A 15343-nucleotide genomic window follows, 5' to 3' on the forward strand; every position below is an offset into this window, starting at 1 on the left:
TTTGCCTGGCGGCACTAGCGCGGTGGTCCCACCTGACCCCATGCCGAACTCAGAAGTGAAACGCCGTAGCGCCGATGGTAGTGTGGGGTCTCCCCATGTGAGAGTAGGGAACTGCCAGGCATCAAATAAAACGAAAGGCTCAGTCGAAAGACTGGGCCTTTTGTTTTGTCTGTTGTCTGTCGGTGAGCGCTCTCCGGAGGAGGACAAATCCGCCGGGAGCGGATTTGAACGTTGCGCAGCAACGGCCCGGAGGGTGGCGGGCAGGACGCCCGCCATAAACTGCCAGGCATCAAATAAAGCAGAAAGCCCGGTCGAAAGACCGGGCTTTTTGTTTTTGCGTTTAAAAAGAACCCCGTCCCGAAAGGTGCGGGGTTTTTTGCTGTGTGGTGTATGCCTCCCCCGGTGGCGCTGCGCTTACCGGGGCTACGGATCCGTAGCCCGGACAAGGTGCGCAGCACCGCCTCCGGGGAAAATCCCGCCATACCCGCACCATTATCTTCATTCAAAGCAACATAAAACCCCGTCATGGCAAACCCTTCGCCATAATCCACTTTTTCCTTGCCTCTGCGCTGGCGTTGATCGCGAAAACCGTGCTTGCGAAAAAAAATGTGAATGCAATCACATATAAAGATATAACAATTATATAACATTTAGTTTACTAACTAATTTGTCTGCGTGACGTGGTACGCCCGACAAGACAGACTGCAGTCTTTGCTGGAGCAATATAACAATGACAGAGAGTAGCATTACCGAACGGGCCGCGCCGGAGCAGGCCGATACCCGTCGTCGTATTTGGGCAATTGTTGGCGCTTCCTCGGGAAATCTGGTTGAGTGGTTTGATTTTTATGTCTACTCATTCTGCTCGCTCTATTTTGCCCATATCTTCTTTCCCTCCGGAAATACCACCACTCAACTTTTACAAACGGCAGGCGTATTCGCCGCCGGATTTCTGATGCGTCCTATCGGTGGGTGGCTGTTTGGTCGGATCGCCGACCGCCGCGGACGTAAAGCTTCCATGCTTATTTCGGTCTGTATGATGTGCTTTGGTTCACTGGTGATTGCCTGCCTGCCGGGCTACGCGGTCATCGGCACCTGGGCTCCGGCGCTGCTGCTGTTGGCCCGTCTGTTTCAGGGGCTGTCGGTCGGTGGAGAATATGGCACCAGCGCGACCTATATGAGTGAAGTGGCGATTGAAGGAAAGAAAGGCTTCTATGCCTCTTTCCAGTACGTCACGTTAATTGGCGGTCAACTGCTGGCGGTATTAGTGGTCGTGGCGCTCCAGCAGGTGCTGAGCGACGAAGATTTGCATGCCTGGGGATGGCGTATTCCTTTTGCTCTCGGGGCAGTACTGGCTATCGTCGCGCTGTGGCTGCGTCGCCAGCTGGACGAAACCTCGAAGCAGGAGACCCGGGCGCTGAAAGAGGCTGGCTCATTTAAAGGGTTGTGGCGTAATCGCCGGGCTTTCGTGATGGTGTTGGGCTTTACTGCCGCCGGATCGCTGACCTTCTATACCTTTACTACCTATATGCAAAAGTATCTGGTCAACACGGCTGGCATGACGGCCAGCACCGCCAGCGTGATCATGACCGCGGCGCTGTTCGTTTATATGCTGGTTCAACCGCTGTTCGGCGCCTTTTCGGATAAAGTTGGCCGCCGTACCTCCATGCTGTGCTTTGGCGTGCTGGCGACATTATTTACCGTGCCTATCCTGAGCGCCTTGCAAAAAGTGAGCTCACCCTATGCTGCCTTCGGCCTGGTGATCTGCGCCTTGCTGATTGTCAGTTTCTATACCTCGATCAGCGGCATCCTGAAGGCCGAGATGTTCCCGGCGCAGGTTCGCGCGCTTGGGGTAGGGCTGTCCTATGCCGTCGCGAATGCCCTGTTTGGCGGCTCGGCGGAATATGTCGCGCTGTCGCTGAAATCGGCGGGGATAGAGCACGCGTTCTACTGGTACGTGACGGTGATGGCGGCCATCGCCTTCCTGGTCTCCCTGATGCTGCATCGCAAAGGCAAAGGCCTGCGTCTTTAGCCGTTACTGGTGCGCCAGTTGCCAAACAGCGTAGCCGGTGGTCGCGCCGGCTACATCCCAGGCGAAATCCTTCCAGCTCCAGCCGCTGCCTGCCGGGCGGCTGTCCCAAAGCTCTTTTGAGGCGCCGAGGCTGACGGAAAACATCAGGCCGATAGCAGCGCTGCGGTCCCGGCTGTAACCCTGATGTTGCGCATATTCATTGCCGGCGGCAGACAGCATCGCCGAGGCCAGAAAATGCTGGGCTTTGTCCTGACCGGACCATGCATCATTTGCCATGTGGCTGCAGCCCGTTAACATCAGCGAAGCAATCACGATTATCGTACGCATAGCGCTTCCAGAAAAAAGCCCCGTCGAGGCGGGGCTGATTGTCAGAGAATACGGCTGATCAGCCGGTCAATGCGGATCCGCCGCAGTCGGCGGATCAGTTTACGCACTTTCACCGGATAGTCGGCAATACTTTGCAGATCCCGATAATGTTTCACCACCGTGGTGTGGGTGCGGATGAGCTTCAGCTCTTTCTCCCGCATGGCTCCCAGCTGCTGCTTTGGATCGTGGATCAAAATGGCATTTTCCAGATCGAGTCGCCAGGCGCGCGGGTTAAGGTTGTTGCCGGTGAGCAGCATCCACTCGTCGTCAACCCACATGCCCTTCAGGTGGTAGCTGTTATCGTCATCCTTCCACAGGCGGACGATCAGCTGATCGGTATTCACATAATACTGCAGCCGGCTGAGGAAACGCCGCAGGTTGATCTCATACAGATAAGGAAGCGCGCCGATGATTTTAAACGGCTGATCTTCCGGAATATAGAAATCGTTAGCGGTTTTATCGCCGACAATAATCTCCACCTGTTTACCGTCGCGCAGCAGCTGGATGATATTTCTTACCAGCACGGCAGGAAGGTTGAAGTAGGGGGTGCAGATCGTTAACTTGTGCTCGGCACAGGGCATCAGGTGAAAGATAGTTTTGTTCAGCAGGCTGGATTTCCCCAGGCCTACCAGCGGGGTGACGGAGAGTTCTTCGTCACCGGCGGTGCCGACAAAATGGTAGCTGCGGTCGCGCAGCTCCTGACGGTACTGGCGAATATCGTTTTTGATTTCCGGACTTTTTGGCCGATCCGGTCTGTCGAGACGATTCACGCCGCGTCCCTGAACCAGATTATTGTCGACCCAGTCGAACATGACGTCCGCCATTTTGCCGTTACGGATGCACTGATAGCGGTCATAGCGGTACTTATCATGCTGATGCAGATAAACATCGTTCAGGCTGGCGCCGCTGTAGAGGACGCAGTCATCGATAATAAAGCCTTTGAAATGGAGAACGCCGAGCGCCTCCCGGGTGTTAATCGGCACGCCGTAAACGGGGATCTCTACGCCCGGATTTTCATTGGCCATCCGACAATACCAGTCAGCATTGGTGTTGGAGGCGGCGGCGCCGATACGGCCACGTTGAGCGCGGTGCCAGTCAACGAGGACGCGAACATCCAGTTGCGGACGCTGACGTTTGGCGTCATAAAGGGCCTGCAAAATTCCTTTTCCGCCATCATCTTGCTCCAGGTAGAGCGCAATAATGCATATACGCTGAGTGGCGTTGGCAATCCGGGTCAGTAACGCTTCCCTGAAATCCGCAGGGGCGTAAAAGAACTCTACATCATCAACTGACTGAGAAAGCTTAGGGAGTTGGGCAAGGTGTTGTTGATGTTTATTACGCTTAAATTTTGACAACATCACAGTGCGTTTCTTCTCTGTTTATTGAAGGGTCTTCTGTACCATGCAGACGACGTAAGCGGGCAATAATACCATTACTACCCGCTAATGTGGTCAACAATTGCGGTCAGCGTCGCGCGATTATCCCTGATTCAGGGGCAGCGACAGACTGACAATCCCATCTTCCAGCTGAATATCAACGGTGAATCCCAGCTTTCTGGCGAGGCCGATCATGCCTCGGTTATTCGGCATCGTAATCCCATTCAGCCGTTGCAGGCCATGGCTTTGCGTATAGGCGATCAGCTTTTCCAGCAGCCTTCGCCCCAGGCCTAACCCTTTCAAATCTGAACGGACCAGCACAGCAAACTCGGCATCAATATTGTCAGGGTCGGAGATCGCCCGCGTCACGCCGAGGATCTCGCTCTGTTCCGCGGTGGTCCTGACGGCGACGAACGCCATTTCACGATCGTAGTCGATCTGGGTCATATTGGCTAAGTCGTCATGGGTAAATTCGTTGATCTCACTAAAATAGCGATAATAGAGATCTTCTTTGGTGACCTGAGCGATAAACGCGAGCAACTGCGGTTCATCTTCCGGAAGGATCGGCCGGAACAGACAGCGATCGCCATTTTTCATCACCACCCACTCCTCCAGCTGGTGCGGATAGGGACGAATAGCGAGACGGCTTTCACTGTCGCCGCTAAAGGGAGCAAGCCCCAGGGTAACGTCCAGCGCCGTAAACTCGTTGCCGGAGGCGAGCAGGGGATGAATATCCAGCCGCTGGATCTCCGGGCAGTCGACGATCAGGTTCGAGACTTGAACCAGCAGCTGGCTTAAGCCTGCGATATCCAGCGGTCGCAATGCGCTGCGGCCGCGGATCTTCTTATTTTTGATCGCCTGGATCACCAGATAACGCGCCAGGTTCATATTCAGCGGCGGCAGCGCCACAGCGGCCTGGTCCTCGGCCCGCCACTCTACGCCGCCTTCGCCCAACATAATCAACGGGCCGAAGAGGGGATCGTGCTCAACCACCACTCTCAGTTCCTGGGCGCCGGCGCGATTGGCCATACTCTGCACCAGCAGGCCATGAATGCGCGCCTGGGGCCAGGCCAGCCTGACGCGATCGATCATCGCATCCGCTGCCTGCTGTACTTCTGCCGCGGTACGCAGATACAACATGACCCCCTGTACTTCTGATTTGTGCGGAATATCCGGGGAACGCAGCTTCAACGCAACCGGATAGCCTATCTGCTCAGCGATATGCACCGCTTCCGCGCTGTCAGCGGCGATCCAGGTTGGCAGTGTGTGGATACCGTAGGCCCGGAGCACCGGGCTGACCTCGTGGGTATCCAGCGTGGTGGCGCCGTCATCTATCGCTTGCTGGAGCAGAGCATGCGCTTCGCTGGTATTGGCGGTTAACGAGTCCGGCAGCACTGGAGTCTCGCGCAGCTGTTTCTGGTTACGGCGGTACTCGACCATATGCATAAAGGCGGTGATGGTGCCCTCCGGCGTACGGTAGGTGGGAAGGCCGGCATCGCTGAACAGCCGTCGCGCCTCCTGGGAAGAGAATTCGCCGCACCAGTTGGTCAGCACGGTGACATATTTGCCACGCGGATGGTGCTTCAGGGCGTCTATCAGCGCCAGGGCGCTCTCGGTGCCCGGCGCGGCGGCGCTGGGCGAGTGGATCACCAGCAGCGCGTCGTAGTCCTGACTGTTAAGCAGAATGTTCACCGCCCGCTGATAGTGTTCGCTGCTGGCGTCATCGCGTAGATCCAGTGGGTTGGCGATCTCAACGCCGCCCGGCAGCGCCTGGCGCAGGGCGTCGCGCGTCTCCTCGCTGAGGGTCGCCAGCTTACCGTTACGCAACCAAAGCTCATCCAGCGCCAGCGCCGCCGGCGCCGCGCCGTTGCTGACGATCATCAGTTTTTCACCGCGCAGCGGGCGCATATGGCTTAGGGTTTCTACGGCGGAGAACAGCTCATGGGTATCCTGGACCCGCAGCAGACCAGCACGCTGGATGGCCGCATCCCATGCCGGATCCATCCCTGAATTGACGTGCAACAGTTTCTGCGCCGCGGGACTACGGCCGCTTTTGATCACCAGGATTGGCTTGTTTCGCGAGGCGCTGCGCGCGGCGGAGACAAACCGGCGCGCGTCGCTGAGATGCTCAAGGTAAAGCAAAATGGCGCTGGTTTTGCTGTCGCGGGCCAGAAAGTCCAACAGGTCATCGACATCTATATCCAGGCTATCGCCCAGCGCGATGAAGTAGGAAAACCCCATCTCGCGCTGTTGCGCCCAGTCAAGGATGGTGTTGGAGACGGCGGCCGACTGCGAGATAAAGGCCAGTTTACCGCGGTGGATCGCGACCGGCGAAAAGCTGGCGTTCAGGCCTTGCCACGGCGCCAGCAGCCCCAGGCTGTTTGGGCCGAGCAGGCGCATCTGATAGCGCGCAGCGCATTCGAGCAGCGCCGGATACTGTTCCGGCTGCGAAGAGAGGATGATGCAGGTCTTGCAGCCTTTCTGCCCCAGGGCTTCGAGCAACTCGAGATTACGTCGCGCGTTGGTACAAAGCACCGCCAGATCCGGCGTAAACGGCAGCTTCTCAATGGTGGGCCACGCCAGCACCCCAAGCACCGCCTTCCAGGCGGGGGTCACCGGCAGTACCGGGCCATTGAAGCCGCCGGCTAGCAGGTTGCGCATCATGAGATAGCCAGCGCGCTGCGGCTTCATTGATGCGCCAATAACGGCGATGGATTTTGGTCGCAGCAGCGCTTCCAGGCCTCGTTGGCTCATACCGGTCTCCTTTCATCCCAGTGACCGAATGATTTTAAACGTTTTCCGCCTGGCCCGCTGTGATACTGCCCTTATGCTGGGTTTTTCCCGCCAGGTAGCGGGTCCGGAAGCGGGTGAAGTGTTCGCCAAGCGCTGCGGCGGCCGGCGCATCGCCCGCCAGATCCAGCAGGGCGATGGCCACTTCCGCGGTACAATATTGTCCGTCGGCGTGCGCCTCGCGCAGATGGTAGGCTGAGATGCGCGACAGATCGACGGAGATGATCGGCAGCGCGTCCAGATAAGGGCTCTTACGGAACATTTTACGCGCTTCGGTCCAGGTGCCGTCGAGCATGATAAACAGCGGCGGTTTGCCGGACGGCGGCGCGCTCAGGACCTGGCGCTCCGGTGCGGCGTAAGAGGCGGGGAACACCACCATCGGCTGGTAATCGGGATGGGCGACCAGATCGAGCAGCCCCTGCGGCGGCTCGGTTCTCGACCATTGATAAGCCTCGGTATTCGGCAGAATATCGGCGATGAGCCGGCCGGTGTTGCTGGGCTTCATCGGCTCCGTATCAAACATCACCAGGCAGAAACGACTGGTGGCCTGCGCCGGCGTTAACGTGGCGCACAGGCACTGCTTGAGCGGCAGCAGACAGCGCTGGCAGCGGCGGATGCGGTTGCCGCGAGCAAGGAAAGGGCGGGTGGCTCGCGCGAGACGTTCGGCGCGCAGGCGAAGGACAGCGTTATCAGTCATGGGAGTCGCTAGTGAAAAACGCTATTGTCGCAGAGGCGAAAACGGGGCACAAGCGGTGCCCCGGAAGGATTACTGCTGTCCGGCTTCGTTCAGCCAGCTATCAAATGGCGCTTTTGGCACCGCGCCATTAAGCATGTCGATCACTTCGCCATTTTTGAACATCATGATGGTCGGGATGCTGCGGATACGAAACCGTGCGCTAAGCTCACGTTCCGCTTCGGTGTTAACTTTCACAAAACGCATCTTCCCGCTACGCTCTTCCGCGACGTCTTCAAAGATCGGCGCGAAGCTGCGGCAGGGACCGCACCATGGCGCCCAGAAATCGACAACGACCGGCAGATCGTCCTTTAAGAGTTTATCCAGCGTTGCCCCGGTCGCGTTGATGACGTCGCCATCAAAAAGATCGTGACCGCAGCGTCCGCACTTTGCGCCATCCGCGCTACGATCGTCCGGGAGGCGGTTCAGAGCCTGACAACTGGCACAAACGGTATTCATAACTAACCTCTGGTTATGGGTTGCAACGTGGCACGTGGCCGATATGTTTCTGTGATGTTACATATTATCGATTAAGTGTTATTTAAGGACAATGCGTTTTGTTCGATGAGTGCAATAGAGGCCGTCTTTTAAACGAAATCATGGCGAAGCGATGACACATCGGGTAATCTGCGCGCTTCGCGCAGCGCAGGTGGAGAAAATTGATGAGCGACGAACTGAAAAATAAAAGCGGCAAGGTCAAAGTGATGTATGTCCGCAGTGATGATGATTCTGACAAACGCACCCATAACCCACGTACCGGGAAAGGGGGAGGTCGTCCAGGAAAATCTCGTGTTGACGGCCGCAGCCGCCCTGCGCGTGACGAACGAAACAGCCGCGGTGACGATCGTAAACGCGATGACCGCAAGCGTGATGAGCGCAAGCGCGATGATTTTAATCGTGACGATGCGTCCCCGTGGCGTACCGTTTCTCGCGCTCCTGGCGATGAGACGCCGGTAAAAGAGGATCACGGCGGGATCAGCGGGAAGAGTTTTATCGATCCGGAAGTACTGCGTCGCCAGCGTGCGGAAGAGACCCGCGTGTATGGTGAAAACGCCTGTCAGGCCCTGTTCCAGAGCCGACCGGAAGCCATTGTCCGCGCCTGGTTTATCCAGAGCGTGACGCCGCGCTTTAAAGAGGCGCTGCGCTGGATGGCGGCTAACCGTAAAGCCTATCATGTGGTTGATGAAGCCGAGCTGGCGAAAGCCTCCGGGACCGATCACCACGGCGGCGTCTGCTTCCTGATCAAAAAACGCCACGGTACCTCTGTTGCCCAGTGGGTCGCGAAGGCCGCAGAAGAAGATTGCGTTCTGGCGCTGGAGGACGTGGGTAACCCGCACAACCTCGGGGCGATCATGCGCAGCTGCGCGCACTTCGGCGTGAAGGGTGTTGTGGTTCAGGATGCCGGCGTGCTGGAGTCCGGCGCGGCGATCCGTACGGCGGAAGGCGGTGCGGAACATGTTGAACCGATCACCGGCGACAGCTTCATCGATACTCTGGATCAGTTCCGTCAGGCGGGCTATGCGATTGTCTCGACCTCCAGCCATAATGGTACCCCGCTGTTTAAAGCCGAGCTGCCGAAGAAAATGGTGCTGGTGTTAGGCCAGGAGCGCGATGGCCTGTCGGATGCAGCGATCTCCAGCGCGGACCTCAGCGTCGCCATCGATGGTACCGGCAATGTCGAAAGCCTGAACGTCTCTGTGGCGACCGGTGTCCTGCTGGCGGAATGGTGGCGTCAGAACAAGGCGTAATACCTGTCCCTGAATACAAAAGCCAGCTGATGCTGGCTTTTTTTATGACTGTCGATCACTCGCTTTCGGCGGGAAGGACCGGCATCCAGTCAATCGGCGCTTCGCCGCGATCGGCCAGCCACTGATTGGTTTGCACGAAATGGTTGCTGCCAAAGAAGCCGCGATGCGCGGAGAGCGGTGAAGGGTGCGGCGCCTTCAGTACGCAGTGGCGCTGGCGATCGATAATCGCGCCTTTCTTCTGCGCATGGGAGCCCCACAGCAGAAAGACCACCCCCTCGCAGTGCTCATTGATTAACGCGATTACCTTATCAGTAAACGTCTCCCAGCCGAGGCTGGCGTGCGAGTGCGCCTGCCCGGCGCGGACGGTCAGGACCGTATTAAGCAGGAGCACCCCCTGGCGCGCCCAGCTTTCCAGGTAACCATGGGTAGGGCGGGTAAAGCCAGGGATAGTGGCCTCCAGCTCTTTGTACATATTCAGCAGCGAGGGCGGGATAGCGACGCCGGGGCGAACCGAGAACGCCAGACCGTGGGCTTGCCCCGGGCCGTGATAGGGGTCCTGACCGAGAATGACGACTTTGACATCGCCCAGTTCGGTAAAGCGAAACGCATTAAAGACATCTTTTTGCGGTGGATAGATGGTGATCCCGGACTGGCGCTCTTCGGCGACGGTCTTCAGAGTATTGAGAAAATAGGGTTGTTGCTTTTCATCCGCCAGCACGTCATGCCAGGTTAAAGGGGTGGTCATCTTGCTCTCCTGCAAAGGGTCATCGCTATAGCTTAACGGCTTCTTTCTACAGAACAAAATCGGCACGGCTTGACGCGGGCCTTGATGCAAAAAAAATTGAAAATTTACAAAATTATTTATAGCGGCTTATGGCGTAACTTGATGTAAAACAATAAAATCCTTGCATACCCACTTAGAGTGAGTGGTTTTTATTGATTTACATCAAAGAATGCCGAGGGTGCGGCTGATATATATACACTCATACAACAATGGTTTTACCAATTGGCCGCGAAGAGGCCAAAATCGAATAAACACTGCCTGGGAGGCATCAAATGATTACTGGTATCCAAATTACTAAAGCGGCAAACGACGACCTGCTGAACTCTTTCTGGCTGCTGGATAGCGAAAAAGGCGAAGCGCGTTGCCTGTGCGCCAAAGGTGGTTTTGCGGAAGATGACGTGGTGGCGGTCAGCAAACTGGGTGAAATCGAATACCGTGAAATCCCGGTAGACGTGAAACCAGAAGTTCGCGTGGAAGGCGGTCAGCACCTGAACGTTAACGTGCTGCGTCGCGAAACCCTGCTGGACGCGGTTGAGCATCCGGAAAAATACCCGCAGCTGACCATTCGTGTTTCCGGCTACGCGGTACGCTTCAACTCCCTGACTCCGGAACAGCAGCGCGACGTTATCGCTCGTACCTTTACCGAAAGCCTGTAAGGCTAACGCCAGATGTGAAAACGCCGGGATATCCCGGCGTTTTTTTTACTCTTCGCTGGACGCTGATGGCGTTCCGGTCGCGCTTGGCTTCCGGCGCTTACCGATATTTTTCGTATCGCGGTGGCGCTTCTTCACCCGCGGCTTCTCTTTTTCTTTCTCTTTTTTCTCGGCGCGTTTCGCCAGCACTTTCTTCGATGGTTTACCGGTCAACTTCTCGCTTGGCGCGCGGGTTTTGGGTCGCAATTCATCAATCACGCGAGCTTTCAGCGGTTCTTCAACGTAGCGGCCGATCTTGCCCAGCAGCAGGTGATCGTGCGCTTCAACCAGCGAAATCGCGGTGCCTTTCTTACCTGCGCGGCCGGTACGACCGATACGGTGCAGATAGATGTCGGCGGTGCGCGGCATATCGAAGTTAAAGACGTGGCTGACGTCCGGAATATCGATACCGCGGGCGGCGACGTCGGTGGCGATCAGCACGTTTACGCGGCCGTCGGTCAGACGCTTAATGGCTTCGTTACGCTTGGCCTGCACCATCTCGCCTTCCAGCCAGCAGGTGTTAATCCCCGCTTCACGCAGCCAGTTGGCCAGCTCATGCACGCGCTCGCGCTTGCGCACAAAGACGATAGCGCGGGTAGCTTCCGGCTGTTGCAGCAGATTCACCAGCAGCCTGGTCTTATGTTCGATATCGTCCGCGCGATAGTACCATTGATGGATTTTCTTACGCTCGCGAGTCGACGGGGTAGCGGAAACTTCAACCGGCTCTTCCAGCAGGCGCTCAGCGAAGTCTTTGATCGCATCGCCTTCCAGCGTCGCGGAGAACAGCATGGTCTGCTTGCGCCAGCGGGTTTCACCAGCGATGGTTTCGATATCCTGCGCAAAGCCCATGTCCAGCATGCGGTCGGCTTCATCGAGGATCAGGGTCTCGACGGCGCGGCAGTCGAAGTTCTCTTCTTTTATATACTGCAGCAGGCGACCAGTGGTGGCGACCACGATGTCCTGGTTTTCGCTGAACACTTCCGCGTGGTTCATGTAGGCTACGCCGCCGGTAATGGTGGCGATATCCAGATGGGTATGCTTCGCCAGCTCGCGGGCGTGGTCAGCCACCTGCATCGCCAGCTCACGGGTCGGCGTCAGGATAAGAATACGCGGCGGGCCGGATTTCTTACGCGGGAAATCGAGCAGGTGCTGCAACGCTGGCAGCAGATACGCCGCCGTTTTACCGGTGCCGGTCGGCGCTGAACCGAGAATGTCACGGCCATCGAGCGCAGGCGGAATAGCGGCGGCCTGAATGGCTGTCGGGCGAGTGAAACCTTTATCCTGGAGGGCTTCCAGCAGGTTTTCATCGAGTTCAAGTTCGGAAAAAGTCGTTACAGTCATGTTCTACCTCTGAGTGGGCCGCCGATTATAGACGTTACTGACGTAATGTTCATCTGTTTGTAAGGCTATCTGTTCTCCGGTATTGTGCATAGCCTTACGTTCAGGAGTTTTTTGTCGGCAAGGTTATTGAGGATGTCTCAGTCGAAGTTTGCGCTGCCGCGCAATGGTTTTACCTTCAAACAGTTTTTTGTCGCCCACGATCGTTGCGCGATGAAGGTGGGTACCGACGGCATTTTGCTCGGCGCCTGGGCGCCGATTGCCGGAGTGAAACATGTGCTGGATATTGGCGCCGGCAGCGGCCTGCTGGCGCTAATGCTCGCGCAGCGTACCGGCGATGATGTGCGTGTCGATGCGGTCGAACTGGATGAGGAGGCCGCCGCCCAGGCGCAGGAAAATGCCCTTGCGTCGCCATGGGCTTCGCGGGTTGAGGTCTGTCAGGCCGATATCCATCAGTGGCAGCCGCCGCAGACCCGACGCTATCAACTGATAATCAGTAACCCGCCCTTTTTTGCGGAAGGGGTGCCTTGCGCCACCTCGCAGCGGGAGCAGGCGCGGTATACCACGACGCTCGATCACGCTTCTCTGCTGACCTGTGCCGCTGAGCATATCACCGAAGAAGGCTTTTTTTGCGTGGTGCTGCCGGTCGATATCGGTAATGCGTTTATCGAACGGGCAACCGCGATGGGCTGGCACCTGCGACTGCGCACTGACGTGGCGGAGACCGAGATGCGGCCGCCGCATCGGGTGCTGCTGGCTTTCTCCCCGACGGCGGGGGAGTGTTTCAGCGACAGGCTGGCGATCCGCGGGCCAGAGCAGCAGTATTCAGAAGGCTTTACCGCTCTGACCGAGGATTTTTATCTCTTTATGTGAGCCAGGGGCGACAATATCGACGGACCGCTGTTCGGCAGCGGCTGCGGATAGTCAAGGGTGTAATGCAGTCCCCGGCTCTCTTTGCGCAACATCGCGCAGCGTACGATAAGTTCCGCCACCTGCACCAGATTGCGCAGCTCCAGCAGATTATTCGAGACGCGGAAGCGGGCGTAATACTCATCCAGCTCCTGCTGCAGCATGGTAATGCGCCGCAGGGCGCGCTCCAGCCTGCGGGTGGTGCGCACAATCCCCACGTAATCCCACATCAGCAGGCGCAGCTCGTGCCAGTTATGCTGGATAACCACCAGTTCATCCGGGATCTCCACCTGACTTTCATCCCACGCCGGCAGGGTGCTGACCTTCTGGGCCAGCGGCAGGCGACGGGCAATATCTTCTGCGGCGGACCAGCCGTAAACCAGACACTCCAGCAGCGAGTTCGAGGCCATACGGTTCGCGCCGTGCAGCCCGGTATAGCTGACTTCGCCGATGGCGTATAACCCATCGACGTCGGTGCGGCCATTATCATCCACCATCACTCCGCCGCAGGTGTAATGCGCGGCAGGGACGACCGGTACCGGATCTTTGGTTAAATCAATTCCCAGACCGAGCAGCTTTTCGTAAATCATCGGGAAGTGCTGGCGAACAAACGCCTCGGGTTTATGGCTGATATCAAGGAACATACAGTCAACGCCAAGGCGCTTCATCTCATGATCGATGGCGCGGGCGACGATATCGCGTGGGGCCAGCTCGCCGCGTTCGTCAAAGTCCGGCATAAAGCGGGTGCCGTCCGGGCGTTTAAGGTGGGCGCCTTCGCCGCGCAGCGCTTCGGTCAGCAGGAAATTGCGCGCCTGCGGATGATACAGCGCGGTGGGGTGAAATTGGTTGAATTCCAGATTCGCCACCCGGCAGCCCGCCCGCCAGGCCATCGCGATACCGTCTCCGGAAGAGACGTCGGGGTTAGTGGTGTATTGATAAACCTTGGCGGCTCCGCCGGTGGCGAGCACCACCGCCTTCGCGCTGCAGGTTTCCACGCGCTCTTTATTGCGGTTCCAGATCCATGCCCCGACCACCCGGCGCGTGCCCGGCAGGCCAATCTTATCCGATACGATCAAGTCGACGGCATTGCTGCGCTCAAGGATGCGGATATTGGGATGGGCGAGGGCTTTATCGACCAGCGTCGTCTCCACCGCTTTGCCGGTAGCGTCGGCGGCGTGAAGAATGCGCCGATGGCTGTGGCCCCCTTCGCGCGTGAGATGATAGCTCTCTTCGCCATTGGCCTGGACCTGGGTATCAAACAATACGCCCTGATCGATAAGCCACTGGACGCATGGCCTGGCGTTGCTGGCGACGAAGGTGACCGCATGGCGATCGCATAACCCTGCGCCGGCGATCAGGGTATCTTCGACATGGGATTCAATACTGTCGGTCTCGTCGAAGACGGCGGCAATCCCGCCCTGCGCATAGAACGTCGAACCTTCGCTGATCGGCCCTTTGCTCAACACCGTCACCGAACTGTGCTCTGCCAGGCGCAGCGCAAGAGAGAGGCCGGCAGCGCCGCTGCCGATAATCAACACATCACAAAAGAAGTCAGGAGTGGTATTCATCGTCTTTGTTTAATTTACTAAACACATTTAGCTCACAATAGCACCAGCTCGTGAGGAATCGTACAATTTTTTTTAACTGGCGTTGTGACGGCTAAACAGCAGGCGAGCGGAAACGGTCTGGAGCACGGCGAAAATGAGACGCGTGGCAGGTTGATAGCATTGGATTTTATAGTGAAATAAACGCCGTGTTACGATACCCTTCAGACGGGCCTGCGCTTTTTCTTATTGACTAACCTATCGTTTAGCAACCTGGGCATATAATGATTGATAACGATCTGCCGCCGTTGCCAGACAAAAAACAAAAGCGTAACGGAACTTTATTGTTTTCATACACTCCAAGAGTCAGCTTGCTCATAATGCAGATTTTGGGTGGTGTTTTGAAGACGCATGGGAATTGGGTTTGGGGAGACATTACCTCGGATGAGCGAGCAGTTAACGGATCAGGTCCTTGTTGAACGGGTCCAGAAAGGAGATCAGAAAGCGTTTAATTTGCTGGTAGTGCGCTATCAGCATAAGGTCGCGAGCCTGGTTTCCCGCTATGTACCGCCGGGCGATATCGCTGACGTCGTTCAGGAATCGTTCGTTAAGGCATGGCGTGCGCTGGACTCTTTCCGGGGAGATAGCGCTTTTTACACCTGGTTATACCGTATCGCCGTCAATACGGCGAAGAATTATCTGGTTGCTCAGGGACGCCGTCCGCCGTCCAGCGATGTTGACGCTAACGAGGCGGAAAACTTCGAAAGCGGCGGGGCGTTGAAAGAAATTTCGAACCCTGAGAACTTAATGTTGTCAGAAGAGCTGAGACAAATAGTTTTTCGTACCATTGAATCGCTTCCGGAAGATTTACGCATGGCAATTACGTTACGGGAGCTGGATGGCCTAAGCTATGAAGAGATAGCCGCTATCATGGATTGTCCGGTTGGGACGGTGCGTTCGCGTATCTTCCGGGCGCGAGAAGCTATTGATAATAAAGTTCAACCGCTTATCAGGCGTTGACGATAGCGGAATAC

General features: G+C 57.0%; 14 protein-coding genes and 1 rRNA gene. 7 read left to right on the forward strand and 8 right to left on the reverse strand.

The genetic code is table 11. The features are described from left to right. Positions 1–4: 4 nt before the first annotated feature. Together rrf and MKR05_RS16095 are read left to right on the forward strand one after the other, a co-directional pair. Positions 5–120: ribosomal RNA gene (rrf, locus tag MKR05_RS16090) — 5S ribosomal RNA — on the forward strand. A gap of 610 nt (positions 121–730) precedes the next feature. Continuing rightward, a complete protein-coding gene (locus tag MKR05_RS16095) occupies positions 731–2029 on the forward strand; it encodes an MFS transporter (protein WP_023290679.1) in 1299 nt (432 codons plus the stop codon). A 3-nt stretch (positions 2030–2032) separates the two neighbouring features. On the opposite strand, the gene MKR05_RS16100 is transcribed toward MKR05_RS16095, so the two are convergent. The 5 genes from MKR05_RS16100 to trxC all read right to left on the reverse strand — a co-directional run bounded on the left by MKR05_RS16100 (position 2033) and on the right by trxC (position 7753). Further along, positions 2033–2356 (reverse strand): YfiM family lipoprotein, encoded by a 324-nt coding sequence (locus MKR05_RS16100; RefSeq protein ID WP_004201811.1) that lies wholly within the window; start codon positions 2354–2356, stop codon positions 2033–2035. A 41-nt stretch (positions 2357–2397) separates the two neighbouring features. Next, complete coding sequence (gene pssA / locus MKR05_RS16105; protein ID WP_023290677.1) at positions 2398–3753, reverse strand: CDP-diacylglycerol--serine O-phosphatidyltransferase; 1356 nt, start codon at positions 3751–3753, stop codon at positions 2398–2400. A gap of 120 nt (positions 3754–3873) precedes the next feature. Further along, positions 3874–6525, reverse strand: a complete 2652-nt coding sequence (locus MKR05_RS16110; RefSeq protein ID WP_049013875.1) for a bifunctional acetate--CoA ligase family protein/GNAT family N-acetyltransferase — start codon at positions 6523–6525, stop codon at positions 3874–3876. Between the two features lie 34 nt (positions 6526–6559). After that, a complete protein-coding gene (gene tapT, locus MKR05_RS16115; RefSeq protein WP_044524370.1) occupies positions 6560–7258 on the reverse strand; it encodes a tRNA-uridine aminocarboxypropyltransferase in 699 nt (232 codons plus the stop codon). A gap of 69 nt (positions 7259–7327) precedes the next feature. After that, positions 7328–7753 (reverse strand): thioredoxin TrxC, encoded by a 426-nt coding sequence (gene trxC, locus MKR05_RS16120; RefSeq protein ID WP_002914091.1) that lies wholly within the window; start codon positions 7751–7753, stop codon positions 7328–7330. 203 nt (positions 7754–7956) lie between these two features. Between trxC and MKR05_RS16125 the strand changes: the two genes are divergently transcribed. Beyond that, positions 7957–9042: a tRNA/rRNA methyltransferase gene (locus tag MKR05_RS16125; RefSeq protein WP_023290674.1), complete on the forward strand. Its 1086-nt coding sequence runs from the start codon at positions 7957–7959 to the stop codon at positions 9040–9042. 55 nt (positions 9043–9097) lie between these two features. Here the strand turns inward: MKR05_RS16125 and ung are convergent, their stop codons facing one another. Further along, complete coding sequence (gene ung / locus MKR05_RS16130) at positions 9098–9787, reverse strand: uracil-DNA glycosylase (protein ID WP_023290673.1); 690 nt, start codon at positions 9785–9787, stop codon at positions 9098–9100. A gap of 311 nt (positions 9788–10098) precedes the next feature. On the opposite strand from ung, the gene grcA reads away from it, so the two are divergent. Beyond that, on the forward strand, positions 10099–10482 hold the full coding sequence (gene grcA, locus MKR05_RS16135) for an autonomous glycyl radical cofactor GrcA (protein ID WP_002914084.1): 384 nt from the start codon (positions 10099–10101) through the stop codon (positions 10480–10482). Between the two features lie 45 nt (positions 10483–10527). Here the strand turns inward: grcA and srmB are convergent, their stop codons facing one another. Beyond that, positions 10528–11859, reverse strand: a complete 1332-nt coding sequence (gene srmB / locus MKR05_RS16140) for an ATP-dependent RNA helicase SrmB (protein ID WP_032453738.1) — start codon at positions 11857–11859, stop codon at positions 10528–10530. Positions 11860–11991: 132 nt separating this feature from the next. Here srmB and trmN point away from each other — a divergent pair, with 132 nt between their 5' ends. Beyond that, positions 11992–12729, forward strand: a complete 738-nt coding sequence (gene trmN, locus MKR05_RS16145) for a tRNA(1)(Val) (adenine(37)-N(6))-methyltransferase TrmN (protein ID WP_048298029.1) — start codon at positions 11992–11994, stop codon at positions 12727–12729. Here trmN and nadB read toward each other — a convergent pair. After that, entirely contained in the window at positions 12714–14333 is a 1620-nt protein-coding gene (nadB, locus tag MKR05_RS16150; protein ID WP_064157324.1) for an L-aspartate oxidase, read from the reverse strand. The genes trmN and nadB overlap by 16 nt on opposite strands. 328 nt (positions 14334–14661) lie before the next feature. Between nadB and rseD the strand changes: the two genes are divergently transcribed. Both rseD and rpoE read left to right on the forward strand, forming a co-directional pair. Further along, complete coding sequence (rseD, locus tag MKR05_RS27055; RefSeq protein ID WP_223822583.1) at positions 14662–14757, forward strand: rpoE leader peptide RseD; 96 nt, start codon at positions 14662–14664, stop codon at positions 14755–14757. Then, positions 14754–15329 (forward strand): RNA polymerase sigma factor RpoE, encoded by a 576-nt coding sequence (gene rpoE, locus MKR05_RS16155; protein ID WP_002914074.1) that lies wholly within the window; start codon positions 14754–14756, stop codon positions 15327–15329. Before rseD ends, rpoE begins: the two co-directional genes overlap by 4 nt. The last annotated feature ends 14 nt before the right edge of the window (positions 15330–15343 follow it).

Origin of the sequence: Klebsiella sp. K5-204 (assembly GCF_030128585.1) — a bacterium.
In the GTDB taxonomy this organism is placed as follows: domain Bacteria; phylum Pseudomonadota; class Gammaproteobacteria; order Enterobacterales; family Enterobacteriaceae; genus Klebsiella; species Klebsiella quasipneumoniae.